Consider the following 25,456-nt stretch of genomic DNA (forward strand, 5'->3'; position numbering starts at 1 on the left):
GGCCCAGGGCACCCGAGTTTACCAGATGGCAGTGCTGAGATAGCACAGACAGTATAGGATAGGAAAAATGCGTCATCGTCACAGTGGACGTCAGCTGAACCGGAACAGTTCACACCGCAAGGCCATGTTCCGTAACATGACCGTGTCTCTGGTTGAGCACGAGTTGATCAAGACCACCCTGCCCAAGGCCAAGGAGTTGCGCAGCTTTGCCGAGCCGCTGATCACCCTGGCCAAAAGCGACAGCGTGGCCAATCGCAGGCTGGCCTTCGATCGGATGCGCGACAAGGCGGCAGTAGGCAAGCTGTTCACCGAGCTTGGGCCGCGCTACCAGGAGCGCCCCGGCGGTTATATCCGTATCCTGAAATGCGGCTTTCGTTCCGGCGACAACGCGCCGATGGCCTACGTCGAGTTGGTTGATCGTCCGCAGCGGGACAGTGACAGCAGCAGCGACGACAGTAGCAGCAGCGAGTAATTCGCCCTCGCTTCACCCAAAAAGCCGGGACTGGATCCCGGCTTTTTTGTATCCGTCTGTCAGCTTTCTATCCTGCTGTCAGGCCGCCTTGCCGGACTTGCGGGCAGTCCTGCTTTTGCCGGTTGCGGTCTTGCGCTTGAGGATGGGCGCCAGAAACTGGCCGGTATAGGAGGTCTTCACCTTTGCTACCTGCTCGGGCGTACCCGTCGCAATGATCTGGCCTCCCCCCGAACCGCCTTCGGGGCCCAGGTCGACGATCCAGTCGGCGGTCTTGATCACGTCCAGGTTGTGTTCGATGATGACCACCGTATTGCCGTGATCCCGCAGTCGGTGCAGCACATCCAGCAGCTGGCGGATATCCTCGAAGTGCAGCCCGGTAGTGGGCTCATCCAGGATATAGAGCGTCTGGCCGGTGTCGCGCTTGGACAGCTCCCGTGACAGCTTCACCCGCTGAGCCTCCCCGCCTGACAAGGTGGTTGCTGCCTGCCCCAGACGAATGTAGGACAGGCCCACGTCCATCAGCGTCTGCAGTTTGCGGGCGAGCGCCGGTACCGGCTCGAAAAACGCCAGCGCGTCCTCCACCGTCATCTCCAGCACCTCGTGGATGTTCTTCCCTTTGTAACGTATCTCCAGGGTCTCGCGGTTGTAGCGTTTGCCCTTGCAGACGTCGCAGGGCACGTAGATATCCGGCAGGAAGTGCATCTCCACCTTGGTGACGCCGTCGCCCTGGCAGGCCTCGCAGCGGCCGCCCTTGACGTTGAAGCTGAAGCGGCCGGGCTTGTAGCCCCGCGACCGTGCCTCGTGGGTGCCGGAAAACAGCTCCCGTACCGGGGTAAAAATGCCGGTGTAGGTGGCCGGATTGGAGCGCGGGGTGCGGCCGATGGGACTCTGGTCGATATCGATGCACTTGTCGATATGTTCGATGCCGGTGATGCTGTTGTAGGGCGCGGGATTGAGTGTGGTGGCGCCATTGAGCTCGGTGGCGGCGATCGGGTACAGGGTATTGTTGATCAACGTCGACTTGCCGGAACCCGACACGCCGGTGATACAGGTCAACAGCCCCAGTGGCAGTTCCAGGTCGACCTGTTGCAGGTTGTTGCCGCTGGCTCCCTTGAGCAGCAGTTGCCGTTTCGGGTCGCGGGGCGTACGTCTGGAGGGGATGGCAATGCTGCGCTTGCCGGACAGATAGGCGCCGGTCAGGGATTCCTTGTTGCCTATGATGTCCTTCAGCTTGCCCTGGGCTACGATGCGGCCACCGTGTACTCCGGCGCCGGGGCCGATATCGATGATATGGTCGGCGCTGCGGATAGCATCCTCGTCGTGCTCCACCACCAGGACGGTATTGCCCAGGTCCCGCAGATGCGTCAGAGTTCCCAGCAGACGCTCGTTGTCGCGCTGGTGCAGGCCGATGGACGGTTCATCGAGAATATACATGACGCCCACCAGCCCGGCGCCGATCTGCGAGGCCAGCCGGATACGCTGGGCCTCGCCCCCGAAAGGGTTTCCGCGCTGCGGCTCAATGTCAGGTAGTTCAGCCCCACATCCACCAGAAAGCGGTAACGGGCCCGCAATTCCTTGAGGATCTTGGTGGCGATCTCACCCCTGCGGCCGGGCAACTGCAGCTGGCCAAAGTACAGCTCGGCTTCGCCTACCGGCATTTCGGCTATGCTGGGGAGATTGCGCTCGTCGACAAAGACGTGACGTGCGTCGCGCCGCAGACGGGTGCCGTTGCACTCGGGACAGGGCTGGCTGGCCAGGAATTTGGCCAGTTCCTCCCGCACCGACTGGGATTCAGTGTCACGGTAGCGGCGCTCCATATTGGGGATGATGCCCTCGAACGGGTGGGTGCGCCGGTAGACATCACCACGGTCGTTGACATAGGCGAAGGCAATCTCTTCCTCACCGCTGCCGTGCAGCACGATTTGCCGATGCTTCTTGCTGAGTTTGCCGAAGGGCTTGTCGATGGAAAAGCCGTAGTGTTCCGCCAGGCTGGTCAGCATATGGAAGTAGTACACATTGCGGCGGTCCCAGCCGCGAATGGCGCCACTGGCCAGGCTGGCCTCGGGGTGCAGCACGATACGGCTGGGGTCGAAGTACTGCTTCACTCCCAGGCCATCGCAGCTGCCGCAGGCGCCGGCCGGATTGTTGAAGGAAAACATGCGCGGCTCCAGCTCGTCGATGCTGTGGCCGCAGACCGGGCAGGCGAAACGGGAGGAAAACATGATGTCCTCGCCATTTCCCTCCATGTAGCTGATGGTGGCCAGACCCTCGGTGAGACCCAGCGCCGTTTCGAAGGATTCCGCCAGGCGCAGGGCCAGGTCGGGGCGCACCTTGAAACGGTCCACCACCACCTCGATGGTGTGCTTGCGTTTCTTGTCGAGGGCGGGCAGGTCATCGAGGTCCGTGACGATGCCATTGACCCTGGCGCGGACAAAGCCGGAGGCCCGCAGTCCCTCGAAGACGTGCAGGTGTTCGCCCTTGCGGCCGCGTATCACCGGTGCCAGCAGCATCAGCTTGCTGCCTTCCGGCAGCGCCAGCACAGAGTCCACCATCTGGCTCACGGTCTGTGCCTGCAGGCTTTCGCCGTGGTCGGGGCAGCGCGGATCCCCGACCCTGGCAAACAGCAGCCGCAGATAGTCGTAGATTTCGGTGATGGTTCCGACGGTGGAGCGGGGGTTGTGGGAGGTGGATTTCTGTTCGATGGAAATTGCCGGCGACAGGCCCTCGATATGATCCATGTCCGGCTTTTCCATCATCGACAGGAATTGCCGGGCATAGGTTGAGAGGGACTCCACGTAGCGCCGCTGCCCCTCGGCATAGAGGGTATCAAAGGCCAGCGAGGACTTGCCGGAGCCGGACAGCCCGGTGATCACCACCAGCTTGTCCCGGGGAATGTCCAGATCGATGTTCTTCAGGTTGTGCGTACGTGCGCCGCGGACGTGAATGGTGTCCATGAGTCTCCGGGGGAAGTCCGATTGAACACGCTAGTATAGGGCGATGCTTTGTCGAGGCAAATGATACTGGCAATATTGCTGTTCCAGGGGCTCGCTCCGAGGGTGGAGGCACCGGCGGACGGGAGATCGGCACTTCGATTACCGAGCCATCAACCGGGGTGTCTTGAGCCCCACATCCTGGTCGATGACTCGGCGCTCGAAGTACCCCCCCGTCGGCCCCCCGGCCAAATAGTATGCAAAAGTATGGGACAACAATATCTGGCGAGTTAGCGCCAGGCCGTGCTGTGGATGTCGTCCCGCGCCTGAAGCTGGTAGTATAAAGCGCTGTTTTTTCGCGAAGCTAGCTGGTCCCTCCCTTGATTACAGAACATCCAATGACCGCGCTGGAGAGGCGCTCGGTAACGTCGCTGGCGTTGCTGTACAACTTCCGCATGCTGGGCCTGTTCATGGTGCTGCCGCTGCTGGCACTCTATGCGGCGGATTTCGAGGGTGCCACGCCGGCGCTGATTGGCATCGCGCTGGGTGTCTATGGCCTCAGTCAGGCGCTGCTGCAGATCCCTTTTGGCTGGTTGTCGGACCGGGTCGGACGCAAGCCCGTGATCATCGCCGGCCTGCTGATCTTTGCCGCCGGCAGCGTGCTGGCTGCAGTGGCTGACAGTATCTACGGCATTATAGCCGGCAGGGTATTGCAGGGAGCCGGCGCCATCGCCAGCAGCATCATGGCACTGGTGGCAGACCTGACCCGGGAAGAGCAGCGCACCAAGGCCATGGCAGTGGTCGGCGCCAGTATTGGGCTGGCCTTCGCGCTGGCCCTGGTGCTGGGTCCTGTGGTGGCGGGGTTCGGGGGGCTGGAGGCGGTATTCGGCCTGACCGCGCTGCTGGCGCTGGCGGGCATCGCGATCGTGGTCTGGCAGGTACCTGCTCCCGACCGCAGTGGTGCGCGCTACGCGGAAGTGGGCACGCGCAGCAATCTGGTGGGACGCAGTCTGCGCAACGTGACCTTGCTGCGCCTGGATGCAGGCGTATTTACGCTGCATTTCATCCTGATGGCGATTTTCCAGTTCGTGCCGGGGATGTTGCAGGATTCGCTGGGGATCGCGCGCGAGGATCACTGGCAGGTCTATCTGCCGGTGGTGCTGCTCTCAGTGCTGGGTATGCTGCCGATGATGCGCCTGGCCGAACGTGGCGGCCGTCCTCACCTGGCCTTTGTCAGCAGCATTGTACTGTTGCTGGTGGCGCTGGCGACACTGGGTCTGGCACATCAGGCATGGCTGGTCTACGGCGGGCTGTGGGTGTTCTTCGTGGGTTTCAATTACCTGGAGGCGGCACTGCCGTCGATGGTCAGCAAGGCGGTGTTTGCCGATGGCAAGGGCACTGCGCTGGGTATCTATTCCACGTCCCAGTTTCTGGGCGTTTTTGCCGGCGGGGTGGCGGGCGGCTGGGTGCTGCAGCGCTTCGGGGTGGCCGGTCTTATCGAGCTATGCCTGGTCCTGGGGGGCTGTGGCTGCTGTGGGCATTGCCGGCTCCCCGCGCTGCACTGCGCCGCAGCGCAGGAACATCATCGAGCTGACCCCGCTCCTGCTGACGCACATCTGATGTTTCTTTGCCGACAATGCTGGTGCAATTGCGGGGTGGGATTGCTATAGTCGCCGGCATACTCTCAATCCACAAACCGTCCATGACAGAGGAGTTGCTATGGCTTCACGGGGCGTTAACAAGGTTATCCTGGTGGGCAACCTGGGCGCCGATCCAGAGACCCGTTACATGCCCTCTGGCGGCGCTGTGACCAATGTCAATGTCGCCACGTCGGAGAGCTGGAAAGACAAACAGACCGGTCAGCCCCAGGAGCGAACCGAGTGGCACCGGGTGGTATTCTTCAATCGTCTGGCGGAAATTGCCGGTGAATACCTGAAAAAGGGCTCGAAAGTTTATGTCGAAGGCTCCCTGCGGACCCGCAAGTGGCAGGGGCAGGATGGGCAAGACCGCTACACCACCGAAATCGTTGCCTCCGAAATGCAGATGCTCGATAGCCGCAGTGGCGGTCAGCAGACTGGCGGAGGCGGCTATTCCCAGGACGATTACGGCAGCAGCAATAATCCCGCTCCGCAGCGGGCCGCGGCTGCCCCGCCCCAGGCCCCGGCAGGTGGCGGGAAGCAATCCAGTGGTCCCCTGCGGGCGATTTTGGCGACTTCGACGACGACATTCCATTCTGACCGCGTAGTTCCTGCGGCGTACCTGCAGGCCTGATTGGGGACATTACTTCGTTGCGCGTTTTGCTGATCGGATCTGATACCGCTTTGGGGCTTGCCCTGACGGAACATCTACAGCGCTGGGGCAGGCATGATCTGGAGCAGGTCTCCACCGCTACCGCACGCTGGAAGAGTGAACGTCACGCCAAAAAGGCGGTTCGCCGGAACAAGCCGGATATCGTGGTGGATGTCAGGCTGCAGGCTGTGCTGGACAGTGGCGAGCGCCTGACCGAACTGGATGTGGAGCGCAGCCACTGGCTTGCCAAATCCTGCCAGCGCAGCGGCGGTGGCTACCTGTTGTTGTCCAGTGCCCGGGTATTCTCGGGAGAGTCGGAACGGCCCTACCGTGAGCATGAGAGCCCGGATGCGGAGGCGCAGCCGGGCCTGCTGTTGCAGCGTGCGGAGACGCTGGTGCGCAGCAGTTGCGAGCGCCACCTGGTGCTGCGGCTGGGACAGGTGTTTTCAGCGCAGGGCAGCAATGCGCTGCCCCGGATTCTGGATGAGCTGATGGCAGGCGGCAAACTGTTACTCGATAACCAGAAGCGGGGCTGTCCGGTTGCCGCCGCGGATGCCGCCAGGGTGCTGGCAGGAATGCTGGACCAGCTCGGCGCGGGTGCTGACGGCTGGGGTACGTTTCACTACTGCAGCCCGGACCCTACCAATTGCTATGAATTCGCGGAGGTGCTGTTGGCGTCGGCCTCACAGTTTTCCGAGTTTTCACCTGACGCAGTCCAGCTGCGGGCAACCACAGCAGACACAGGACAGCGCAGCCGGATCTTGTACTGTGGGCAGATCCGCAATACCTTTGCGATCAAGCAGGTGCCCTGGCGTGGTTTTGTCGCCGAGACCGTGCGCGAGTATTTTCATCAACACCAACAACAGGCAGGTTCCCGTCATGTCTGAACCCGATGCTGCGTCCGCCGCGCTGACTATTGCGGTACTCACCGTCTCCGACACTCGCAACGAGACCACCGATACTTCTGGCCAGTATCTGATTGATGCGTTGCAGCAGGCGGGCCACCTGTGCCGTGAGCGATGCATCGTCCGGGATGATATCTACCAGATCCGGGCCGTCCTGTCGGGCTGGATTGCCGATGAGGCGGTGAACGCGGTGCTGATCACCGGTGGCACCGGGTTTTCCGGCCGCGACTCCACCCCCGAGGCGGTGGCGCCACTGCTGGACAAGATAATCCACGGCTTCGGCGAAACCTTCCGCGCGCTGTCCCTGACCGAGATCGGCTCCTCGACAATACAGTCGCGAGCACTTGCGGGTCTGGCAAACCGTACCGTCATTTTCTGCATGCCGGGTTCGACCGGCGCCTGTCGCACCGCCTGGAACGGTATCATTCGCGAACAGCTGGATGCCGCACATCGCCCCTGCAATTTCGTCGGCGTGCTGCGGGTGGGCGGACAGGAGCCGTGAGCAGGCTGATTCCGGTAGAGGAGGCACTGGCGCAAATCTGTCAGCAGTCGCCGCCTCCGCCCGAGATCGTATTGAGACCCTTGCTGGAGGTCCGTGGCTGTGTCCTCGCCCGCGATGTGCAGGCTGCGATTGACGTGCCGGGCGTGGACAACAGTGCGATGGATGGCTACGCGCTGCGGGCTGCCGAGGCAGGACAGGGTCCGGTGATTGCGCAGCGCATCGCTGCCGGCGGGGCGTCGGCACCGCTGGCGCCAGCCACCGCAGCCCGGATTTTTACCGGTGCAGCAATACCGGCCGGCGCGGATACCGTGGTGATGCAGGAGCGTTGCTGCGAGCGGGGCGGGCGCCTGTGGATCGAGGGTGAGGTTGAACGCGGGGACAATATCCGTCCCCGTGGCCAGGATATCGCCACGGGAACGCGGGTGCTGAGCCGGGGTCGGCGCCTGCGGGCCCAGGATCTGGGGCTGCTCGCCTCAGTGGGCTGTGCCGAAGTGCCGGTTTACCGGCCCCTGCGGGTGGCCGTGCTGGCGACCGGCGATGAACTGCGCGAACCCGGCCAGGGCCCGTTGCAGCCCGGCCAGTTGTACAACTCCAACCGCTTCACCCTGGCGGGCCTGCTGCAGAGCCTCAATATGGAGGTGGTGACGGGCCCGGTGGTCGGGGATGACCCGGCGGCAACTGCCAGCGCGCTGCAGCAGGCCGCGGCCGAGGCGGACTGCGTGATTTCCTCCGGCGGCGTGTCGGTGGGAGAGGAAGACCATGTCAGGCGGCAACTGGAGCAATTGGGTGAATTGTTTCTTTGGCGCCTGGCCCTCAAGCCGGGCAAGCCCTTTGCGTTTGGCAAGCTGGGGGGAGTGCCCTTCCTCGGCTTGCCCGGTAACCCGGCATCGGTGTTCGTGACCTTCTGTGTGTTGGCGAGGCCCTTTCTGCTGCGCTGCCAGGGCGCACTGGAGGAACCGCCTCCGCAGCTGACTGCGCGGGCGGACTTCGCGGTGGAGAAACCAGGTATACGGCGGGATTATCTGCGGGTCACCGTTGCCGCCGAGCAAGGCGAGCTGGTGGCGCGGCGATTTGCGAACCAGAGCTCCGGCGTGCTCACCTCCGTGGCCCACAGCAATGCGCTGGCTGTGGTACCCGAGGGCACGACAGTGGCGCCAGGCGACCGGGTCGAGGTCATGCTGCTGGACCTGCTGACCTGAGTGCGTCCTTGGGCGGCCCTTCGGCCGCACATGGAGGCCCCGGTTCAGATCATCGCGCTGTTCAGTCGCTGAATTTTTGAAAGACCAGCGAGGCGTTGGTGCCGCCGAAGCCGAAGCTGTTGGACATCACCCGCTGCAGATCCACATTGTCCTGCCGCTGGATGGCGATGGGCAGGCCCTCGGCCTCCGGATCCAGGGTCTCGATATTGGCAGAGGCGGCGATAAAGCCGCGCTGCTGCATCAGCAACGAGTAGATCGCCTCCTGCACACCGGCGGCCCCCAGTGAGTGGCCGGTCAGGGACTTGGTGGAGCCGATCACGGGAATATCCTGGTCCCGGTAGGCCTCGCGTACCGCTTTTAGCTCCTGGATGTCTCCGGCTGGCGTGCTGGTGCCGTGGGCATTGATATAGGCCACCGGCCCCTGCACCGTGGCCAGCGCCTGCTGCATGCACCGTACCGCACCCTCGCCAGAGGGGGCCACCATGTCGTAGCCGTCCGAAGTGGCGCCGTAACCCACCAGCTCGGCGTAGATCTTCGCTCCCCGGGCGCGGGCGTGTTCCAGCTCCTCCACCACCAGCATGCCGCCACCCCCGGCAATCACGAAGCCGTCGCGATGGGCATCGTAGGCCCTGGATGCGCGTTCGGGATTGTCGTTGTACTTGGTGGACAGCGCGCCCATCGCGTCGAACAGGCTGCTGAGTGTCCAGTGCAGCTCCTCACCCCCGCCGGCAAAGACCAGGTCCTGCTTGCCCAGCTGGATCTGCTCCATCGCGCTGCCGATGCAGTGGGCGCTGGTGGAGCAGGCGGAGGAAATGGAATAGTTGACGCCCTTGATCTTGAAGGGAGTCGCCAGACAGGCAGAAACGGTGCTGCCCATGGTCTGAGTCACCCGGTAGGGCCCCACCCGGCGCAGGCCGCGCTCGCGTAGAATGTCCGCAGCCTCGGTCTGGCTGGCGGAGGAGGCGCCACCGGAGCCGGCGATGATGCCGGTGCGGACATTGGAGACCTGTGCGGTTTCCAGGCCCGCATCCGCTATCGCCTGTTGCATCGAGATATAGGCGTAGGCGGCGGCGTCGGCCATGAAGCGCAGTTGCTTGCGGTCGATATGTTCCGACACGTCGATCTGCGGTGCTCCAGCGACATGTGAGCGCATGCCCATGTCGATCTGCTCCTGGCGCAGTGCTATGCCCGAGCGGCCGTGGAACAGTGCATCAGCGACCGAATCGGCATCGTTGCCCAGGCAGGAGACAATGCCCAGGCCAGTGATTACTACCCGTTTGTCCATAGTGCTAGAAAGACTCCGTTGACTTGAACAACCCTACCCGCAGGTCGTTGGCTGTGTAGATTTCACGCCCGTCGACGGCCACGATGCCGTCTGCAATGCCCATGATCAGGCGGCGTTCTATGATCCGCTTCATATGTATGTGATAGACCACTTTGTGCGCGGTGGGCAGGATCTGGCCGGTAAATTTTACCTCACCGGAGCCCAGCGCGCGTCCGCGACCGGGATTGCCGCGCCAGCCCAGAAAAAATCCCAGTAGTTGCCACATGGCATCCAGCCCCAGGCAACCGGGCATGACCGGATCACCGGGAAAATGACACTGGAAAAACCAGAGGTCGGGATGGATGTCGAGTTCTGCAATAATTTCGCCCTTGCCGTAGTGTCCGCCCTCGGAACTGACATGAGTAATGCGATCCAGCATCAGCATTTTGCCGATTGGCAATTGCGCATTGCCGGCACCGAAGAGCTCTCCCATCCCGCAGGCCAGGAGCTCCTCTTTGGTGAATGCGTGTTGTCCAGTCATATTGTGTTGTCCAGTCCAGCCTCGGGTCAGTGCTGCAACAGCAGCGGATCAGGCAAACGGCTGCCTGCGGGAGGGCAAACCGGTTCATGGCCGCCCATTCTAATACCTGCGGGGCACAAGTCCAGCATCGCGGCGCCGCCGCGCGGCGCGCGCTGGCTTCCCCCGGTATCCATCGGCTAAGATAGTGGTCTTGCACGTCTGCGATGCAGCGCCAGCGAAAATCGCCGGCCTGCCGCTATCATTTTGACCTTGAGGATGGCCATGCTCACACCTGTTTTGCTTTCTGGCGGCGTCGGCAGCCGGCTGTGGCCAGTATCCAGGGAGTTGCATCCCAAGCAGTTTCTGGCGCTGGCGGGTGAGCTCACGATGCTGCAGCAAACCCTGAAGCGCACTGGCGATCTGGAATCCAGCCCACCCATCGTGGTCTGCAATGAAGAGCACAGGTTCATGGTGGCCGAGCAGCTGCGGCAGGTCGGCATTACCGCCAGCGCGCTGCTGCTGGAGCCCGAGGGGCGCAACACGGCACCCGCCGTGGCGCTGGCGGCGCTGCAGGAATTTGCGCGGGATCCGGAAGCGGTGCTGCTGGTGCTGCCGGCCGACCACCTGATACGGGATACTGCGGCGTTTGCGGCGGCGGTTACCCGGGCCCTGCCGCTGGCCCGGGCCGGCCGGTTGATGACCTTCGGGGTGGTGCCCTCGGCCCCCGAGACCGGCTACGGCTATGTTCGCTGTGGCGCGGCGCTGGGCGATGAGTTGTTCGAGTTGGAGTCTTTCGTAGAGAAACCCGACACCGCCACTGCGCAGTCATACCTGGACAGTGGCAGCTACCTGTGGAACAGCGGCATGTTCCTGTTGCGCGCGGCGACCTATCTGGAGCAGCTGGGCGAATTCCAGCCGGAGATGCTCGCTGCCTGCCGGCGCGCGATGAGCGCTGCTACCGCCGATATGGATTTTATTCGTCCGGACGCCGAGGCGTTTCGGGCCTGTCCGGCGGACAGCATCGACTACGCGGTGATGGAGCATACCGCCCAGGGCGGGGTGGTGGCCCTGGATTGCGGCTGGAGTGATGTCGGCGCCTGGTCGGCGCTGTGGGATGTGGGCACCCGGGACCCGGAGGGCAATGTGTGCCAGGGCGATGTCATGCTGGACAACTGCCGGGACAGCTACTTCCGCAGTGAATCACGCCTGGTGGCGGCCACCGGGGTCGCCGACCTGGTGGTGGTAGAGACTGCCGATGCCATTCTGGTCGCCGACCGCAATCAGGTGCAGGATGTGAAGCGCATCGTCAATCGTCTCAAGCAGGAGCACCGTCCCGAGGTTGCCCTGCATTCGCGGGTCTACCGGCCCTGGGGTTCCTATGAATCGCTGGTCACCGCGGAGCGCTTCCAGGTCAAGCGCATCATCGTCAATCCCGGCCAGACCCTTTCCCTGCAGATGCATCACCACCGGGCCGAGCATTGGATCGTGGTGCATGGCACTGCGGAGGTGACCTGCGAGGACAAGGTCTTCATGCTGGCCGAGGACGAGTCCACTTATATCCCGCTGGGACACAAGCACCGGCTGGCCAACCCCGGCCGGATACCATTGGAATTGATCGAAGTTCAATCCGGAACCTATCTGGGGGAAGACGACATTGTCCGCTTTGAGGATGTCTACGGGCGCAACACACCCAACACTTCAGCTACGGAGAAAACCCAATGATCCAGAAATGCCTGTTTCCCGTTGCCGGTTATGGCACCCGCTTCCTGCCGGCCACCAAGAGCATGCCCAAGGAAATGCTGCCGATCGTCAACAAACCGCTGGTCCAGTATGGGGTAGAGGAGGCTATCGAGGCGGGGATGACGACCTGCGCGATGGTGACCGGGCGCGGCAAGCGCGCCATTGCCGATCACTTTGACATCAGCTTCGAGCTGGAACAGCAGATCTCGGGCACCGGCAAGGAAGTCTATCTCGAGAGTATCCGCAACGTGCTGGACAAGGGCGTGTTCACCATGGTGCGCCAGCGCGAGATGAAGGGGCTGGGCCATGCCATTCTCACCGGCGAGGCGCTGATCGGCAACGAGGCCTTCGGGGTGATCCTGTCCGACGATCTGTGCCTGAACGACGACGGCCCCGGCGTACTCAGCCAGATGGAGGAGCTGTACCGGCAATTCCGCTGTTCCATCGTGGCGATACAGGAGGTGCCGAAGGAGGATGTGCACAAATACGGTGTGATCGCGGGGGAGAGTCTCAGGGACGGTATCTACCGGGTGGAGAAAATGGTCGAAAAACCGCAGCCGGATGTGGCCCCGTCCAACCTGGCCATCATCGGCCGCTATATTCTGACGCCGGATATTTTCGATATTCTCCGCGATACGCCGCCGGGCGCCAACGGCGAGATACAGCTGACCGATGCGCTGCAAACCCAGGCCGAGCGGGGCTGCGTGATGGCCTACCGGTTCAAGGGGCGGCGCTTTGATTGCGGCAGCGTTCCCGGTTTTGTCGAAGCCACCAACTATGTGTATGAAAACCACTATTCGCCCAAGTGATACAGGAGCCGGTGACCTTGCAGGCAGCAGAATGTTTCAAGGCCTACGATGTGCGTGGGCGCGTACCTGACCAGCTCAACGAGGACATCGCCCGCCGTATCGGCCGCGCCTATGCCGAGGTGATCAGGCCGCGCAAGGTCGTGCTGGGGCACGATATCCGTCTGAGCAGTGAATCGATCAAGGCCGCACTGGCGGAAGGCCTGCTGATGCAGGGTGTGGATGTCTACGACATTGGCCTGTGTGGCACCGAGGAGATTTACTTCGCCACCTCCCACGCCCAGATGGACGGCGGCATCGTGGTTACCGCAAGCCACAATCCGAAAGACTACAACGGGATGAAGTTCGTGCGCGAACAGTCGCGGCCAATTTCCGGCGACAGTGGCCTGTTCGCGATCCGTGACCTGGTCTGCAGCAATCAGTTATCCGCTGCCGCCAGCCCGGGCCAGCTGCGGCAGCTGGACACCTCTGGCGCCTATATTGAACACCTGCTGGGCTACGTGGAGGTGGCGTCGCTACCGCCACTGCGCATCGTGGTCGATGCCGGCAATGGCGGTGCCGGCCGGGTGATAGATCTGCTGGAACCGCGGTTGCCGTTCGAATTTATCAAGCTGCACCACCAGCCCGACGGCCACTTTCCCAATGGCGTCCCCAATCCACTGCTGCCGGAGAACAGGGCCGTGACCAGCGCCGCGGTGGTGGCGCAGCGAGCCGATCTCGGCATCGCCTGGGACGGCGACTTCGATCGCTGCTTCTTTTTTGATGAACACGGGGACTTTGTCGAGGGCTACTACCTGGTCGGCCTGCTGGCAGAGGCCTTCCTGAAGGACCATCCCGGTGCCAGTATCGTGCACGACCCGCGGTTGACCTGGAATACGGTCGCGCTGGTGGAGGGGATGGGAGGGCGCGCAGTGCAGAGCAAGACCGGACATGCGTTTATCAAGGAGCGCATGCGGCTGGAAAATGCGGTCTACGGCGGTGAGATGAGCGCCCACCACTACTTTCGTGACTTTGCCTACTGTGACAGCGGCATGATTCCCTGGCTGCTGGTGGCGGCCCTGCTCGGCAGCCGCGGCCAGACCCTGTCAGAGCTGGTGGCGGAGCGGGTGGCGGCCTTTCCCTGCAGCGGGGAGATCAATCGCAGCATCGCCGATCCGGCCGCGGCACTGGAGGCGGTAGCACGACACTATGGGCCCGAGGCGCTGCAGGTGGAGGAGGTGGACGGCCTCAGCATGGCATTCGAGCAGTGGCGCTTCAACCTGCGCTGCTCCAACACCGAGCCGGTGGTGCGGCTGAATGTTGAGAGCCGGGGCGACAGCGCGCTGATGGAGGCAAAAACCGCTGAACTGCTGGCGTTGCTGGATATTTAGTAGACGAGTGGCACCTACTTTGGCTCACTCCCATGGGAGGTCAGCGTCCTGGGAGGGTGCTTTCGAGACCGTATGCGACATGGATGTCGCATCCGAGCCCCCAGGGACGGGTTTACGGCGTGTCTCGAAAGCACCCTCCCAGGATGTTGACCGGGCTACAAAGTCCAAATCCTGAAGTAAGTTCCATTCTTAGCTCAGACAGTACCACACTAGCCAGGCTGTGCCGCTCGCCACTGGGCCAGCAATCGCTCCGTGGCCGGGTCCATTGCCGGCCCGGCCTCGTCGTCCTGCATGCGCCCCAGGATCTCCACGCCGATCTCCTTGCCCAGCTCCACGCCCCACTGGTCAAAGGGGTTGATACCCCACAGCTGGCCGCTGCAAAAGGTCCTGTGTTCATACAGGGCCAGCAGCGCACCCAGGCTGTGGGGGTTACCGCGTCCAGGCTGATCACGCTGCTGGGCCTGCTGCCCGGCATTGCCAGGTGTGGTGCCAGGCGTTCGGCCTCGGCCCGGTCCAGGCCGCGCTGCACCAGGCTGTCCCGGGCGGCGTCCTCGCTGCGGCCAATCATCAGTGCGCGGCTCTGGGCCAGGCCATTGGCCACCAGCATCCGGTGCTGTTCGGCCATGCCGGTGTGGGTGGTCAGTGGCAGGATGAAGTCGACCGGACACAGCCGGGTTCCCTGGTGCAGTAGCTGGTGGAAGGAGTGCTGTCCCATGGTGCCGGCGGCACCCCACAATACCGGCGCGGTCTGGTAGGCCAGCGGGGCGCCATCACGGCTCACCCGCTTGCCATTGCTTTCCATCGTCAGTTGCTGCAGGAAATCCGGCAGCCGCCGCAGGCTCTGGTCGTAGGGCAGTACCACATGATTGCCGGCGCCGAAGCCGTTGCAGTACCAGATCTCCAGCAGGCTCATCAGCATCGGCATGTTGGCGCCGGGCTCCGCTTCGAGGAAGTGGCTGTCCATCGCAGCGGCCCCTGCCAGCAGCTCGGTAAAATTGTCCCAGCCCAGCGCAATGGCGCAGCTCAGCCCCACCGCCGACCACACCGAGTAACGTCCTCCGACCCAGTCCCACAGCGGCAGGCAGTTGCCGACGGGCACTCCGAAGGCCTCCGCGGCCGCGAGATTGGTGGTGATGGCCAGGAAGTGCTTGTCGAGGTCATCGCTGCTGGCGCCGGCCTGCAGCAGCCACTCCCGTGCGGCCAGGCCGTTGGCCAGGGTTTCCTCGGTGCGGAAGGACTTGGAGCAGATGATGAACAGGGTAGAGCCCGGGTCAAGACCCTGCAGGGTGTGCTGCAGGTCGGCGGGATCGACATTGGCCACGTAGTGACAGTCCAGCAGGCCCTGGAATGGCCGCAGAGCCTCGCTGACAAGGCGTGGCCCCAGATCCGAGCCACCGATACCGATGTTGACGATGTCGGTGATGGGCCGGCCGGAAAAGCCCTTCTGGTGGCCCTGGTTGAGCCGTTCGCTCCAGCTCCGCATCCGTTCCCGGGTCTGCTGGACCTCGCTGAACTCCGCCTCCAGGGCGGCCGGCGCCTGCCGGGCCCGCAGCAAGCTGTGCAGGGCGGGCCGCGCTTCGGTGTTGTTCAGCGGCGCGCCGCCGACCAGCTCCCGGGCCCGGCTGGGCAATTGCGCCTGGACCGCTAGCTGCAGCAGTGCCGCCAGGCTGTCGCGACACAGCAGTTGCCTGGAATAGTCCAGCGTCAGGCCGGCGGCGCTGACGCTAAAGTCCACCGCCCGCCGCGAGTCATCGGCAAATAGCGTGGACACAGGGGTATCCTCGAGCCTGGCCACTAGTGCCTGCACTGATGGCCAGCCTGCCAGGGAGGTGAGGGTGTCGGTATCTGTCATGGGAGGCCCCGCCGGAGTGAGGCTTCAGTATAGGCAGCGCCACGGGGCGCTGCAATTTGTGGTATTTGCGGTAGATCAACCGACAGCGCCCGCTGCCGGGACGTGGCGGCATTCACGGCTGGCGGGCAGCAGTCTGCTAGTGATCCCGCTCCAGGGAAAGCCGGGTCAGTTCCTGCAGCGCGTTGCGGGCCTCGCCCGCGCCCAGGCCGTCCAGCGCCTGCAGCGCGAGATCGTGGTGCAGGCGGGCCTGTTCCCGGGTGTAGTCTGCGGCACCGCAACGCCGGACTGCGGCGACTATCGCCCCGATATCCTGCGCCGTGCGGGCGTTGATCGCATGCCTGACCAGAGCCTGCTCGGCGGTGCTGCCTTCGCGCAGGATGTGGATCAGCGGCAGGGTCGGTTTGCCCTCGGTCAGGTCGTCGCCCACGTTTTTGCCCATGGTGGCGGCATCGCCCTCGTAGTCCAGGACATCGTCAATCATCTGGAACGCAATGCCCAGGTGCAGGCCGAAATCCGCCATCCGCTGCTGCTCCCCGGCCGGACGCTGGCTGAGCACCGCGGCGCCGAAGCAGGCAGCCGCAAACAGGACGCCAGTCTTGCGGGTGATGATATCGAGATAATCCTGTTCGCTGGTGTCGGGGTCGCCGGCCCGCGCCAGCTGCATGACTTCGCCCTCGGCGATGGTGTTGGTGGTATCTGCCATGTGTCTCAGCACCGGCATGTTTTCCAGCTGCACCATCAGCTGGAATGCCCGGGTATACAGAAAGTCTCCCACCAGTACACTGGGGGCATTGCCGAACGCGGCATTGGCAGTGGGACGGCCGCGGCGCAGGCTGGAGATGTCAACCACGTCGTCATGCAGCAACGTGGCGGTGTGAATAAACTCTATGACCGCGGCAAAGGTCACATGGCTGGCCCGGCAACCGCCGAGCGCGGCACCTGTCAGCAGTGCCAGCAGGGGGCGCAGCCGCTTGCCGCCAGCGTCAATAATATAGTGGCCAACGTTTTCCACCATGGGAACCCGGGACTGGAGTTGCTCGATGATGAGCCGGTTCATCTGTTCGAATTCACCGGCAACGCTGGCGCGTATTGTCTGCATAGGATGGGAGGCGTGGTAAGTGCCCGGGCATGCTAGGGTGCGGTCGCGGAGCTGTCAAGCGGCGGGTGGTGTGTGTCCTGCGGCTATCGGCCGTTGCATCGTGCGACGGAACAGGACGGGCCCTGCGTGACGTTCGCTAACCAGGCTTTGCGCAGGACCCGCCAGGGTCGTAAACTGCTCCTGGAAAAACTATAATGCAGAGGGTCTTGTGAAGGGCCCACTGGCAGCGCGCAAGCCCTGGGGACTCCATGCTGATTCAGCCGGCGAGATACAGCGATATCCGTATACCCGATGGACTTGCAGGTGTTGCTGCCCTGCTTCTGGCAACCGCTGTCCACTCTCCCGAAGCGGGGGCCAGAGAGGCTTTTGCGGAGTATTCCCTGAACGGCTTCGGCACTCTCGGTGGGGTCTACTCCAGCCTGGACGATGCGGATTTCAGGGGTAGTCCGTTTCAACCCGATGGTGCCGGCCGGACCAGATCGTGGGCGGCTTCAGTGGACAGCAAGCTGGGAGCCCAGCTGAATGCCCACGTGAACCCGCAATGGTCCGCGGTGCTGCAAGTGGTCGCCCAGTACGATTACCAGGGAAAGTATCGTCCCAGGGTGGAATGGGCCTATGCCGACTACCAGGTCAGCCCGGATCTGACCATCAGGCTCGGCCGCGTGGTTGTGGGCCCGTTTCTGGAATCGGAGACCCGGCTGGTCGGCTACACCTATCCCTGGGTGCGCCCGCCCCAGGAGGTCTATGACGTCAACCCGGCCACCAACAAGGATGGCATTGATCTCCAGTACCGCTTTGCCACAGGGACGGTATTCAACAGCCTGCAGCTTTCCTATGGTGGTATCCAAACCAAGACCTCTGGCGGCGCCGTGATCGACGTGGACCAGGCGCTCAACCTGCAGTACATCGCCGAGTCCGGCCCCGCCACGTTCAAGCTGGGCTACAGCACCTCGAAGACGGAAATCAGCCAGCCCCGCATCGCCAACCTGTTCGATGGCATGGCGCAATTTGGCGCAGCGGTACCGGGTCCGGCCGGGGAGCAGGCGCTGACCATTGCCAACCGCTACTGGGGGGAAGCTCACGATTTGAAATCTTTTCGGCAGGCATCAAATACCAGAACGACCGATGGCTGCTGCAGGGTGAATGGGCGAGCACGGACATTCACCGACCCAGCTTCCTGTCCGAGTCCAATGCCTGGTACCTCACGGCCGGCTACTATCTCACTCACGTCACGCCTTACCTGACGCTTGCCCGGGTACAGTCCGCTCGGGGCGACACCGCCGCCATTCCCACCGAGGGGCTCCCCCCCGACCTGGCCCTGGTCGCGGCGGCTCTCAACAGTGGGGTGGAGGGGCTGATCGATCAAGTGACTCAATCCCAGAAGCGGGTGGCGGCCGGGTTGCGCTGGAACTTCAGCCCGAATGCCGTGCTCAAACTACAGATCGATCATATCCGTACACAAGCGCCTTACGCGGGCCGCCTGGCCAATCCTGGCCCCGCCTTTACCCCCGGGGACAGCACCAATGTCATCAGTATTGCAATGGACTTTGTGTTCTGATGGGTTTCAACAGAGCGAATATCAGGTCAGCGGTGGCGGCGCTTTGCGTACTGGCCAGCCCGAACGGCTGGGCGGAGTTGGCTGTGGTCGTTTCCGGCGACACCCCCGTGGAGAGTCTGCCGGCGTCGCAACTTGAGAGCGTCTTTCTGGGCCGGTCCAGCTACCTGCCTGGCGAGTTGCGGGCCGTGCCATTGGATCAGGCCGAAGGCCGCGATATCAGGGAAGCTTTCTACCGCGACATACTGGGCCGGTCCCCGGCCCAGATCAAGGCGCACTGGTCAAAGATCCTGTTCACTGGCCGGGGCCGGCCACCCCGGCAAGTAGCGAACGACGAGGAAGTGAAGCGTTTGATCGCGGCCACACCGGGCATGATCGGCTACATCGACGCAGCCAGCCTGGACGGCAGCGTCAAGGCACTGGAGCTGGTCCCCTGAGGGAACTCCCGAACCAACGTAACCGGACAAGGTGGCGCCCGCAGGGCGTATCAACTCGCTGTAGCGTCGTCAGAGCCGAACGTGAGACCAATCGCTGGTTGAGCTGCTAGAACTGGAACTCAGGGCCGATTAAACTTGCCTGCGGCCACCGATTTCAGTAAAATCGCCGCCCTCTGTCACGGGCCCGCGTCATGGCGGCCGTTCAGAGTCCCTTGGAACACTGTTTGTGCCTCGCTCTGCCCCCTTTGATTGCAAAGGGTTTTTTTCGGATTGCGAGCAGGCTAACTGAACGGAGAATACCATGTACGCAGTGATTGAAAGCGGTGGCAAGCAGCACCGTGTAGTGGAGGGCGAAACCCTCAAGCTGGAAAAAATTGAAGCGGCCACTGGCGCTACGGTCGAGTTTGACCGGGTGTTGATGGTCGGCGGCGACGAGCTCAAAATTGGCACGCCGCTGCTCGCCGGCAGCAAGGTGACCGCCGAGGTGGTCAATCATGGCCGCCACAAGAAAGTGAAGATCGTCAAATTCAATCGCCGCAAGCACTATCGCAGGGAAACCGGCCACCGGCAGTGGTTTACCGAAGTGAAAATCACTGGCATTACGGCGTAAAGGAGGTTAGCGACAATGGCACACAAGAAAGCAGGTGGCAGTACCCGTAACGGGCGCGATTCCGAGAGCAAACGCCTGGGCGTCAAGCGCTTCGGCGGCGAAGCGGTCAAGGCGGGCAACATCATCGTGCGCCAGCGCGGTACCCGTTTCCACCCCGGTGACAACGTTCGCTGTGGCAGGGATCACACGCTGTTTGCGACTGCCGAGGGCAAGGTTGAATTTGTCGTCCGGGGTCCCAACAACCGCAAGTTCGTTCAGGTGGTGAGCGCCTGAACGGCGATCCCGGTGATTGAACAGAAGCCTCGTCAACTGACGGGGCTTTTTTTTTCTATACTCCAGCGAGTTCGGGCCGGCAGTGTGCGGGCCCCGGCGAGCGGTGAAGTGGCAGGACCATGAAATTTGTAGATGAAGCCAGTATCAAGGTGTTTGCAGGTCACGGCGGCAATGGCTGCCTGAGCTTCCGGCGGGAGAAGTACATCCCCCGGGGCGGGCCCGACGGCGGCGATGGCGGCGACGGTGGCAGTGTCATCATCGAAGCGGACGACAGCCTCAATACCATGGTCGATTACCGGTTCGTGCGCAGCTATCGGGCCGATAGCGGCGAGGCCGGCAAGGGCCGCAACTGTACCGGCAAGAGTGGTGAGGACCTGGTACTGAAGGTGCCGCTCGGCACCACGATCATCGATGAGGACAGCGGCGAAATACTGGGTGACCTGGCCAGTCACGGGCAGCGGCTGGTGGTGGCCCAGGGTGGCTTTCACGGCCTGGGCAACACCCGCTTCAAATCCAGTACCAATCGCTCTCCACGACAGACTTCAGCCGGTTCCGAGGGTGAACAGCGCTCGCTGAAGCTGGAGTTGAAGGTGCTGGCTGACGTGGGGCTGCTGGGACTGCCCAATGCCGGCAAATCCACATTTATCCGGGCTGTATCCGCGGCCCGGCCGAAGGTGGCGGACTATCCCTTCACGACCCTGATACCGAATCTCGGCGTGGTCAAGGTCGATTCCCACCGCAGTTTCGTGGTGGCCGACATTCCCGGATTGATCGAGGGTGCCTCGGAAGGGGCAGGGCTGGGTATCCGCTTTCTGAAGCACCTGACCCGCAACCGTATCCTGCTGCACCTGGTCGACATGGCGCCCTTCGACGGCAGCGAGCCGGCTGCCGCGGCGCTCGCGATCCAGCGCGAACTGGAACGCTTCAGTCCAACCCTGGCCCGGCGTCCACGCTGGCTGGTGCTGAACAAGACCGATCTGCTGAGTCCCGAAGAGCTGGCCCAGCGACGCGAAGCCCTGCTGCAGACCCTGGCCTGGCAGGCACCGGTGTACGAAATTGCCGCCATCAGCGGCCTTGGCACCGAGCGCCTGTGCCAGGACATGATGGTCCAGCTGGAGCAGCAGCAGGCACTGGAGGCAGAGGATCCCGAGGTGGCCGAGGCAGAAGCAGAGCAGCAGACCCGCATGCAGCAGGAGGCCCGGGAACGGATCGAGGAACTGCGGGCCCGACATCGGCGCAGCGCAAGCGATGATGATGACAGTGATGATATCGACGTGGAGGTGGAGTACGTACATTGAACACTGAAGTCGCTCGGGTTGAAGTCGCCGCCTCCCGGCGCTGGGTGGTGAAAGTGGGCAGTGCGCTGCTCACCGACGATGGCCGCGGTTTGGACAGCGCAATCATCGCTCAGCTGGTGAACCAGCTGGCGGACCTGCGTCAGCGCGGTTGCGAGGTGGTGCTGGTGTCCAGCGGCGCGGTGGCTGCGGGGATCGTGCGGCTGGGCTGGCCCCGGCGGCCGGCATCGCTGCATGATCTGCAGGCCGCGGCCGCGGTGGGGCAGTCCATTCTGATCCAGAGCTATGAAACCGCCTTCCGCCAGCACGGCATCGCCACGGCGCAGATCCTGCTCGGGCACGACGACATCATTGCCCGCGACCGCTACCTGAATGCCCGCGCCACCTTGACCACGCTGTTGCGCCTGGGCGTGGTGCCAATAGTCAATGAAAATGACACCGTGGTGACCGACGAGATCCGCTTTGGCGACAACGATACCCTGGCTGCCCTGGTGGCCAATCTGATCGATGCGGACGCGCTGCTGCTGCTGACGGACCAGCAGGGCCTGTACGAGCAGGACCCGCGCCAGAACCCGCAGGCCCGGCTGGTGCCGTGCTGCGAGGTGCATGACCCGTCCCTGGACGCCATGGCGGGAGAGGGCGGCGCACTGGGCCGCGGCGGCATGGTGACCAAGTTGCGCGCGGCGCGTCTGGCGGCCCGCTCGGGCACCGAGACGCTGATCGCCAGTGGCCGGCTGACGGATGTCGTTGCGCTGGCGGCCTCCGGCGCCGGCATAGGTACCTGGTTGCGCACCGGCAAGCAGCCCCAGAATGCGCGCAAGCAGTGGCTGGCGGGCATGGTGCGGATTGCCGGCAGCCTGGAACTGGACGACGGCGCGGTAAGGGTCCTGCGCGAAGCGGGACGCAGCCTGTTGCCGGTAGGGGTACGTGCCGTGCAGGGCGGGTTCAGGCGCGGCGACATGGTTTCCTGCCACGGCCCCGACGGCCGCGAGGTGGCGCGGGGCCTGGTCAATTACAGCATCGAGGAGGCCCGACGCATCATCGGCCAGCCATCCGCAGCGATAGCAGGGTTACTCGGTTACCAGGGCGATGAGGAACTGATCCATCGCGATAATCTGGTACTGCTGTAAAGCCCCGGGGCATGTTCCGGGCACAATGGAACGCGAGGACCGCACGAGGGATCGATGGACGGCAGGCTTCAATGAATATTTCAACTGAATGGTTATTGCTCGCCTACAGCGTGGCGATTGCACTGCTGTCGCTGGCGGGCGGGCTGCTGCCCTCCTGGATCAGGATGACTCATACCCGCACCCAGCTGGTGATGAGCTTCGTGTCCGGGCTGATGCTGGGCGTGGCATTCTACCATCTGCTGCCACACAGCCTTGCCCTGCAACCGGAAGGCCGTGGCGCGGACAGCTCTGTCTGGTGGCTGATGATCGGTTTGATCGTCATGCTGTTGCTGCTGCGGATGTTCCACTTTCACCAACATGACTTCAGCGATGTGGGGCACCGGCAGCAGGTTCACGCTGCCGTCCATGACCATGACCATGACCATGACCATGGCCACCCGCATGCCCACAACCATGCGCCCGCGGCAGCGCACCGCTTCAGCTGGGTGGGACTGGCGCTGGGCCTGGGCCTGCACACCCTGATCGACGGCGTGGCACTGGGTGCGGTCCTGCAGGGCGAGGCGGGGCACGCGGCAGGCCCGGCCGGGGTGGGCGTATTCCTGGCGATTTTGCTGCACAAGCCGCTGGATGCAATGTCGATCACCACGATCATGGAGGCCGGCGGCTGGAGTGCGCGGTCCCGGACTTGCGCCAACCTGGGTTTCGCGCTGATGTGTCCACTGGGCGCGATGTTGTTTTACTTCGGGGTGGACCTGCTGGGCGATGCCCGCCACTATGCGGTGGCGGTGGCGCTGGCATTTGCCGCCGGCACGTTTATCTGTATCGCGTTGAGTGACCTGCTGCCGGAAGTCCACTTCCACAGTCACGATCGCGGCAAGCTGACGCTGGTGTTCCTGGCCGGCATCGTCCTGGCCTACGCCATTGGAGCCGTGGAGCCCGGCAACGCACACCTGCCCCTACACTGAGGCGATCAGGAGGTTCGCGCTATGGTCAAACGCATCATCTACCCGCCCATCTGGCTGGTGCTGGGTATTGTGCTGGTGTTCGCCTGCAATGAGTTCTTCCCCGGGCCGCGCTTTACCAGTACGGCCAGCCAGCTATTGGGGGGCGCGGTGCTGATTGCCGGGCTCACGCTGCTGGTGCTCGCCGGAGGCCTGTTCAAACGCGCCGGCACCGACCTGATTCCGTTCGGCAATGTGTCGGCGCTGGTGACCCGCGGTGTCTACCGCTACAGCCGCAATCCAATGTATCTGGGTATGGCCGCCATTCTGCTCGGCTGCGCGATCACTGTCGGCGCCACCACCGCGTTGCTGGTGCCGCCCCTGTTCATGGTCATCATTGAGTGGCGCTACATCCGGGCGGAAGAGGCGCTGTTGCAGAATCTGTTTCCCCAGGAATTCGCCGCCTACCGCAGCAGGGTCCGGCGCTGGCTGTAACGCCGGCCGGTGTTCAGGTCGGGCCGCGTTCGGTCGGGCCGCGTTCGGTCGGGTGGGGTGCTACCGGTCAGCACCCAGGAGGCGTGCCCGGCGCGCCGTCGCCTCGCCGTCCGCGTCCAGCGGCAACCAGCCCTGCAGTTGCTCGTTGACTATGCGGGTCAGCGCTTCGATATGAGCGGGCTGGCTGTTGAGGCAGGGAATGTACTCGTAGCGCTCGCCACCCGCTGTCAGGAAATAATCGCGGTTCTCCACTCCGATTTCCTCCAGGGTCTCCAGGCAGTCCGCTGCGAAGCCCGGACACACAACCTGGACGGAGCGCACACCGGCGGCGGGCAGGCCCTGCAGGGTCACGTCGGTATAGGGTGTTAGCCAGGGCTCGCGGCCGAAGCGGGACTGGAAACAGGTCAGGTATTCTCCCTCCATCAGTCCCAACTCCGCTGCCAGCAGGCGGCTGGTCTTGTGACACTGGCAGTGATAGGGATCGCCCTGATCCAGATAGCGCTGCGGCACCCCGTGGTAGGACATCAAGAGTTTGTCGGCGCTACCGTACTGTTCCCGATGCGCCTTGACGCTGTTGGCCAGGGCCGCAATATAGGCGGGGTGGTCGTGGTACTGGGCGACAAAACGCAGTTGCGGCAGCCAGCGCCGCTGCTGGAAATCCGCTGCCAGGGCATCGAAGGTGGAGCCCGCGGTGGGGCCGCTGTACTGGGGGTACAAAGGCAGCACCAGCAGTTTCTGGACGCCGCCTGCAAGCAGGGCCTGCAGCCGCTCGGCAATGGAGCGGGAGCCATAGCGCATCGCATAGTCCACCACCACGGCATCGCCATGGAGGGCGCCCAGGCTGGCCCGCAGCGCCTCCGCCTGGGCTTTGGTATTCACCAGCAGCGGTGACCCGGCGTCTGTCCAGACGCTGCGATAGGCCTTGGCTGAGCGCGCGGGGCGCACATTGAGAATGACGCCGTGGAGAATGAAAAACCACAGCAGGCGCGGCACTTCCACCACCCGTGGATCCGACAGAAACTCCTTGAGATAGCGCCGCAGGGCAGATTTCTCCGGTGCGTCCGGCGTTCCCAGATTGGTCAGCAGTACACCTACCCTGGGCGGCTGGCTGTGATCGTAGTCATTGGTTCCGCGATAGCGCATGGGCGTATAGTTCCGTCCGTTAGTGAAAATGGATGCCTGTCGGGGCGGCGCCGGCCGCCTTTGGACGATGTGGCGCCAGCCGTTCGTCGCCGGATTCGCACGCTTCATCGACGCCACCTGGCAACTGGCCGAAAGCATCTTTTGCCAGCCCCGGTGCTCTCCTAATCTTGTGTTCACGGACAGCGACAAGGGTCGCGGTTCATCGAACCCAGACAGACACGGACATTCCGTTAGGAGAGCACCATGAACAGCAGCAAGATTAGCACCCGTATCGGCGCACTTGTCTTTGGCATCAGCACCCTGCTGACAACCTCGGCCATGGCGGAAGCGTACACGGAAACACTGGTCCAGTCACAGGCTGTCGCCGTACGCAGTGTCGCGGTGTCCGTGGCCGATCTCGACCTGGCATCCAGCGAGGGCCAGGACACCATGTATTACCGCCTCAGCCAGGCTGCCCGAGAGGTCTGTGGCCCCAGCGGCTACCGGCAGGCCGGTGGTGCGCGGCAGGCCGCCAGGAACCAGGCCTGTTATCACCAGGCGTTGTCCGACGCGCTGGCCCAGGCCTCGGCCGGTCGCATGGCCAGCCTTGACGACTAGCACCAGCTCCCCGGGCATCAGGCTGGCACTTC

Annotated in this window: 22 protein-coding genes and 3 pseudogenes; 19 read left to right on the plus strand and 6 right to left on the minus strand. The window is 63.4% G+C overall.

All coding sequences use genetic code 11. The annotated features are described in order from the left end of the window. Positions 1-67: 67 nt before the first annotated feature. Positions 68-472 (plus strand): 50S ribosomal protein L17, encoded by a 405-nt coding sequence (gene rplQ, locus G3T16_RS13260; protein ID WP_163495667.1) that lies wholly within the window; start codon positions 68-70, stop codon positions 470-472. A 78-nt stretch (positions 473-550) separates the two neighbouring features. Here rplQ and uvrA read toward each other — a convergent pair. After that, positions 551-3,426 (minus strand): annotated as a pseudogene (gene uvrA, locus G3T16_RS13265) (excinuclease ABC subunit UvrA). A 374-nt stretch (positions 3,427-3,800) separates the two neighbouring features. Here uvrA and G3T16_RS13270 point away from each other — a divergent pair. From G3T16_RS13270 to G3T16_RS13290, 5 genes and pseudogenes are all read left to right on the plus strand, one after another. Then, positions 3,801-5,072: an MFS transporter gene (locus G3T16_RS13270; protein WP_232059070.1), complete on the plus strand. Its 1,272-nt coding sequence runs from the start codon at positions 3,801-3,803 to the stop codon at positions 5,070-5,072. 49 nt (positions 5,073-5,121) lie between these two features. Beyond that, positions 5,122-5,639, plus strand: a pseudogene (gene ssb, locus G3T16_RS21940) (single-stranded DNA-binding protein). A gap of 51 nt (positions 5,640-5,690) precedes the next feature. Then, on the plus strand, positions 5,691-6,578 hold the full coding sequence (locus tag G3T16_RS13280) for a sugar nucleotide-binding protein (RefSeq protein WP_163495668.1): 888 nt from the start codon (positions 5,691-5,693) through the stop codon (positions 6,576-6,578). Further along, complete coding sequence (moaB, locus tag G3T16_RS13285; protein WP_163495669.1) at positions 6,571-7,098, plus strand: molybdenum cofactor biosynthesis protein B; 528 nt, start codon at positions 6,571-6,573, stop codon at positions 7,096-7,098. The genes G3T16_RS13280 and moaB overlap by 8 nt, the downstream gene beginning before the upstream one ends. Beyond that, positions 7,095-8,297 carry a molybdopterin molybdotransferase MoeA gene (locus G3T16_RS13290; protein ID WP_163495670.1) on the plus strand — a complete coding sequence of 401 codons (1,203 nt, stop codon included), beginning with the start codon at positions 7,095-7,097 and terminating at the stop codon, positions 8,295-8,297. Before moaB ends, G3T16_RS13290 begins: the two co-directional genes overlap by 4 nt. A 61-nt stretch (positions 8,298-8,358) precedes the next feature. Here G3T16_RS13290 and fabB read toward each other — a convergent pair whose 3' ends face one another. Together fabB and fabA are read right to left on the minus strand one after the other, a co-directional pair. Continuing rightward, positions 8,359-9,582, minus strand: coding sequence for a beta-ketoacyl-ACP synthase I (gene fabB / locus G3T16_RS13295; RefSeq protein WP_163495671.1), 1,224 nt, complete (start codon positions 9,580-9,582; stop codon positions 8,359-8,361). 4 nt (positions 9,583-9,586) lie between these two features. Next, the gene (gene fabA / locus G3T16_RS13300) at positions 9,587-10,102 is read right to left on the minus strand and encodes a 3-hydroxyacyl-[acyl-carrier-protein] dehydratase FabA (protein WP_163495672.1); all 516 of its coding nucleotides are present in this window, start codon (positions 10,100-10,102) and stop codon (positions 9,587-9,589) included. A 261-nt stretch (positions 10,103-10,363) separates the two neighbouring features. Here fabA and G3T16_RS13305 point away from each other — a divergent pair, with 261 nt between their 5' ends. The 3 genes from G3T16_RS13305 to G3T16_RS13315 are packed head-to-tail and all read left to right on the plus strand — an operon-like array spanning position 10,364 to position 13,997. Further along, positions 10,364-11,803: a mannose-1-phosphate guanylyltransferase/mannose-6-phosphate isomerase gene (locus G3T16_RS13305; protein ID WP_269473225.1), complete on the plus strand. Its 1,440-nt coding sequence runs from the start codon at positions 10,364-10,366 to the stop codon at positions 11,801-11,803. Next, entirely contained in the window at positions 11,800-12,630 is an 831-nt protein-coding gene (galU, locus tag G3T16_RS13310; RefSeq protein ID WP_163495674.1) for a UTP--glucose-1-phosphate uridylyltransferase GalU, read from the plus strand. The genes G3T16_RS13305 and galU overlap by 4 nt, the downstream gene beginning before the upstream one ends. A gap of 17 nt (positions 12,631-12,647) precedes the next feature. Continuing rightward, a complete protein-coding gene (locus tag G3T16_RS13315) occupies positions 12,648-13,997 on the plus strand; it encodes a phosphohexomutase domain-containing protein (protein WP_163495675.1) in 1,350 nt (449 codons plus the stop codon). A gap of 209 nt (positions 13,998-14,206) precedes the next feature. On the opposite strand, the pseudogene pgi reads toward G3T16_RS13315, so the two are convergent. After that, a pseudogene (pgi, locus tag G3T16_RS13320) lies at positions 14,207-15,849 on the minus strand (glucose-6-phosphate isomerase). A gap of 136 nt (positions 15,850-15,985) precedes the next feature. Beyond that, positions 15,986-16,948, minus strand: coding sequence for a polyprenyl synthetase family protein (locus tag G3T16_RS13325; protein ID WP_163495676.1), 963 nt, complete (start codon positions 16,946-16,948; stop codon positions 15,986-15,988). Between the two features lie 248 nt (positions 16,949-17,196). Here G3T16_RS13325 and G3T16_RS13330 point away from each other — a divergent pair, with 248 nt between their 5' ends. From G3T16_RS13330 to G3T16_RS13370, 9 genes are all read left to right on the plus strand, one after another. Further along, positions 17,197-18,192 (plus strand): hypothetical protein, encoded by a 996-nt coding sequence (locus G3T16_RS13330; protein WP_163495677.1) that lies wholly within the window; start codon positions 17,197-17,199, stop codon positions 18,190-18,192. Positions 18,193-18,314: 122 nt separating this feature from the next. Continuing rightward, the gene (locus G3T16_RS13335; protein WP_163495678.1) at positions 18,315-18,506 is read left to right on the plus strand and encodes a hypothetical protein; all 192 of its coding nucleotides are present in this window, start codon (positions 18,315-18,317) and stop codon (positions 18,504-18,506) included. Beyond that, complete coding sequence (locus tag G3T16_RS13340; RefSeq protein ID WP_163495679.1) at positions 18,506-18,940, plus strand: type 2 periplasmic-binding domain-containing protein; 435 nt, start codon at positions 18,506-18,508, stop codon at positions 18,938-18,940. Before G3T16_RS13335 ends, G3T16_RS13340 begins: the two co-directional genes overlap by 1 nt. Before the next feature lie 301 nt (positions 18,941-19,241). Further along, complete coding sequence (gene rplU / locus G3T16_RS13345; RefSeq protein WP_163495680.1) at positions 19,242-19,550, plus strand: 50S ribosomal protein L21; 309 nt, start codon at positions 19,242-19,244, stop codon at positions 19,548-19,550. 15 nt (positions 19,551-19,565) lie between these two features. Then, a complete protein-coding gene (gene rpmA / locus G3T16_RS13350; protein WP_163495681.1) occupies positions 19,566-19,823 on the plus strand; it encodes a 50S ribosomal protein L27 in 258 nt (85 codons plus the stop codon). Positions 19,824-19,942: 119 nt separating this feature from the next. Next, positions 19,943-21,121 (plus strand): Obg family GTPase CgtA, encoded by a 1,179-nt coding sequence (gene cgtA / locus G3T16_RS13355; protein ID WP_163495682.1) that lies wholly within the window; start codon positions 19,943-19,945, stop codon positions 21,119-21,121. Beyond that, positions 21,118-22,248, plus strand: a complete 1,131-nt coding sequence (proB, locus tag G3T16_RS13360) for a glutamate 5-kinase (protein ID WP_163495683.1) — start codon at positions 21,118-21,120, stop codon at positions 22,246-22,248. Before cgtA ends, proB begins: the two co-directional genes overlap by 4 nt. A gap of 71 nt (positions 22,249-22,319) precedes the next feature. Next, entirely contained in the window at positions 22,320-23,213 is an 894-nt protein-coding gene (locus G3T16_RS13365; RefSeq protein ID WP_163495684.1) for a ZIP family metal transporter, read from the plus strand. 21 nt (positions 23,214-23,234) lie between these two features. Beyond that, on the plus strand, positions 23,235-23,684 hold the full coding sequence (locus G3T16_RS13370) for a methyltransferase family protein (RefSeq protein WP_163495685.1): 450 nt from the start codon (positions 23,235-23,237) through the stop codon (positions 23,682-23,684). Between the two features lie 60 nt (positions 23,685-23,744). On the opposite strand, the gene hemH is transcribed toward G3T16_RS13370, so the two are convergent. After that, a complete protein-coding gene (gene hemH / locus G3T16_RS13375; protein WP_163495686.1) occupies positions 23,745-24,827 on the minus strand; it encodes a ferrochelatase in 1,083 nt (360 codons plus the stop codon). Between the two features lie 243 nt (positions 24,828-25,070). Between hemH and G3T16_RS13380 the strand changes: the two genes are divergently transcribed. Then, positions 25,071-25,424, plus strand: a complete 354-nt coding sequence (locus G3T16_RS13380; protein WP_163495687.1) for a UrcA family protein — start codon at positions 25,071-25,073, stop codon at positions 25,422-25,424. Positions 25,425-25,456: the final 32 nt, after the last annotated feature.

Origin of the sequence: Kineobactrum salinum (assembly GCF_010669285.1) — a bacterium.
In the GTDB taxonomy this organism is placed as follows: domain Bacteria; phylum Pseudomonadota; class Gammaproteobacteria; order Pseudomonadales; family Halieaceae; genus Kineobactrum; species Kineobactrum salinum.

Coding starts and splice junctions, on each gene's coding strand:
- rplQ (WP_163495667.1), top strand. CDS start 68: ATGCGTCATCGTCACAGTGGACGTCAGCTGAACCGGAACAGTTCACAC.
- G3T16_RS13270 (WP_232059070.1), top strand. CDS start 3,801: ATGACCGCGCTGGAGAGGCGCTCGGTAACGTCGCTGGCGTTGCTGTAC.
- moaB (WP_163495669.1), top strand. CDS start 6,571: ATGTCTGAACCCGATGCTGCGTCCGCCGCGCTGACTATTGCGGTACTC.
- fabB (WP_163495671.1), bottom strand. CDS start 9,582: ATGGACAAACGGGTAGTAATCACTGGCCTGGGCATTGTCTCCTGCCTG.
- fabA (WP_163495672.1), bottom strand. CDS start 10,102: ATGACTGGACAACACGCATTCACCAAAGAGGAGCTCCTGGCCTGCGGG.
- G3T16_RS13305 (WP_269473225.1), top strand. CDS start 10,364: ATGCTCACACCTGTTTTGCTTTCTGGCGGCGTCGGCAGCCGGCTGTGG.
- galU (WP_163495674.1), top strand. CDS start 11,800: ATGATCCAGAAATGCCTGTTTCCCGTTGCCGGTTATGGCACCCGCTTC.
- G3T16_RS13325 (WP_163495676.1), bottom strand. CDS start 16,948: ATGCAGACAATACGCGCCAGCGTTGCCGGTGAATTCGAACAGATGAAC.
- G3T16_RS13330 (WP_163495677.1), top strand. CDS start 17,197: ATGCTGATTCAGCCGGCGAGATACAGCGATATCCGTATACCCGATGGA.
- G3T16_RS13340 (WP_163495679.1), top strand. CDS start 18,506: ATGGGTTTCAACAGAGCGAATATCAGGTCAGCGGTGGCGGCGCTTTGC.
- rplU (WP_163495680.1), top strand. CDS start 19,242: ATGTACGCAGTGATTGAAAGCGGTGGCAAGCAGCACCGTGTAGTGGAG.
- rpmA (WP_163495681.1), top strand. CDS start 19,566: ATGGCACACAAGAAAGCAGGTGGCAGTACCCGTAACGGGCGCGATTCC.
- cgtA (WP_163495682.1), top strand. CDS start 19,943: ATGAAATTTGTAGATGAAGCCAGTATCAAGGTGTTTGCAGGTCACGGC.
- G3T16_RS13365 (WP_163495684.1), top strand. CDS start 22,320: ATGAATATTTCAACTGAATGGTTATTGCTCGCCTACAGCGTGGCGATT.
- G3T16_RS13370 (WP_163495685.1), top strand. CDS start 23,235: ATGGTCAAACGCATCATCTACCCGCCCATCTGGCTGGTGCTGGGTATT.
- hemH (WP_163495686.1), bottom strand. CDS start 24,827: ATGCGCTATCGCGGAACCAATGACTACGATCACAGCCAGCCGCCCAGG.
- G3T16_RS13380 (WP_163495687.1), top strand. CDS start 25,071: ATGAACAGCAGCAAGATTAGCACCCGTATCGGCGCACTTGTCTTTGGC.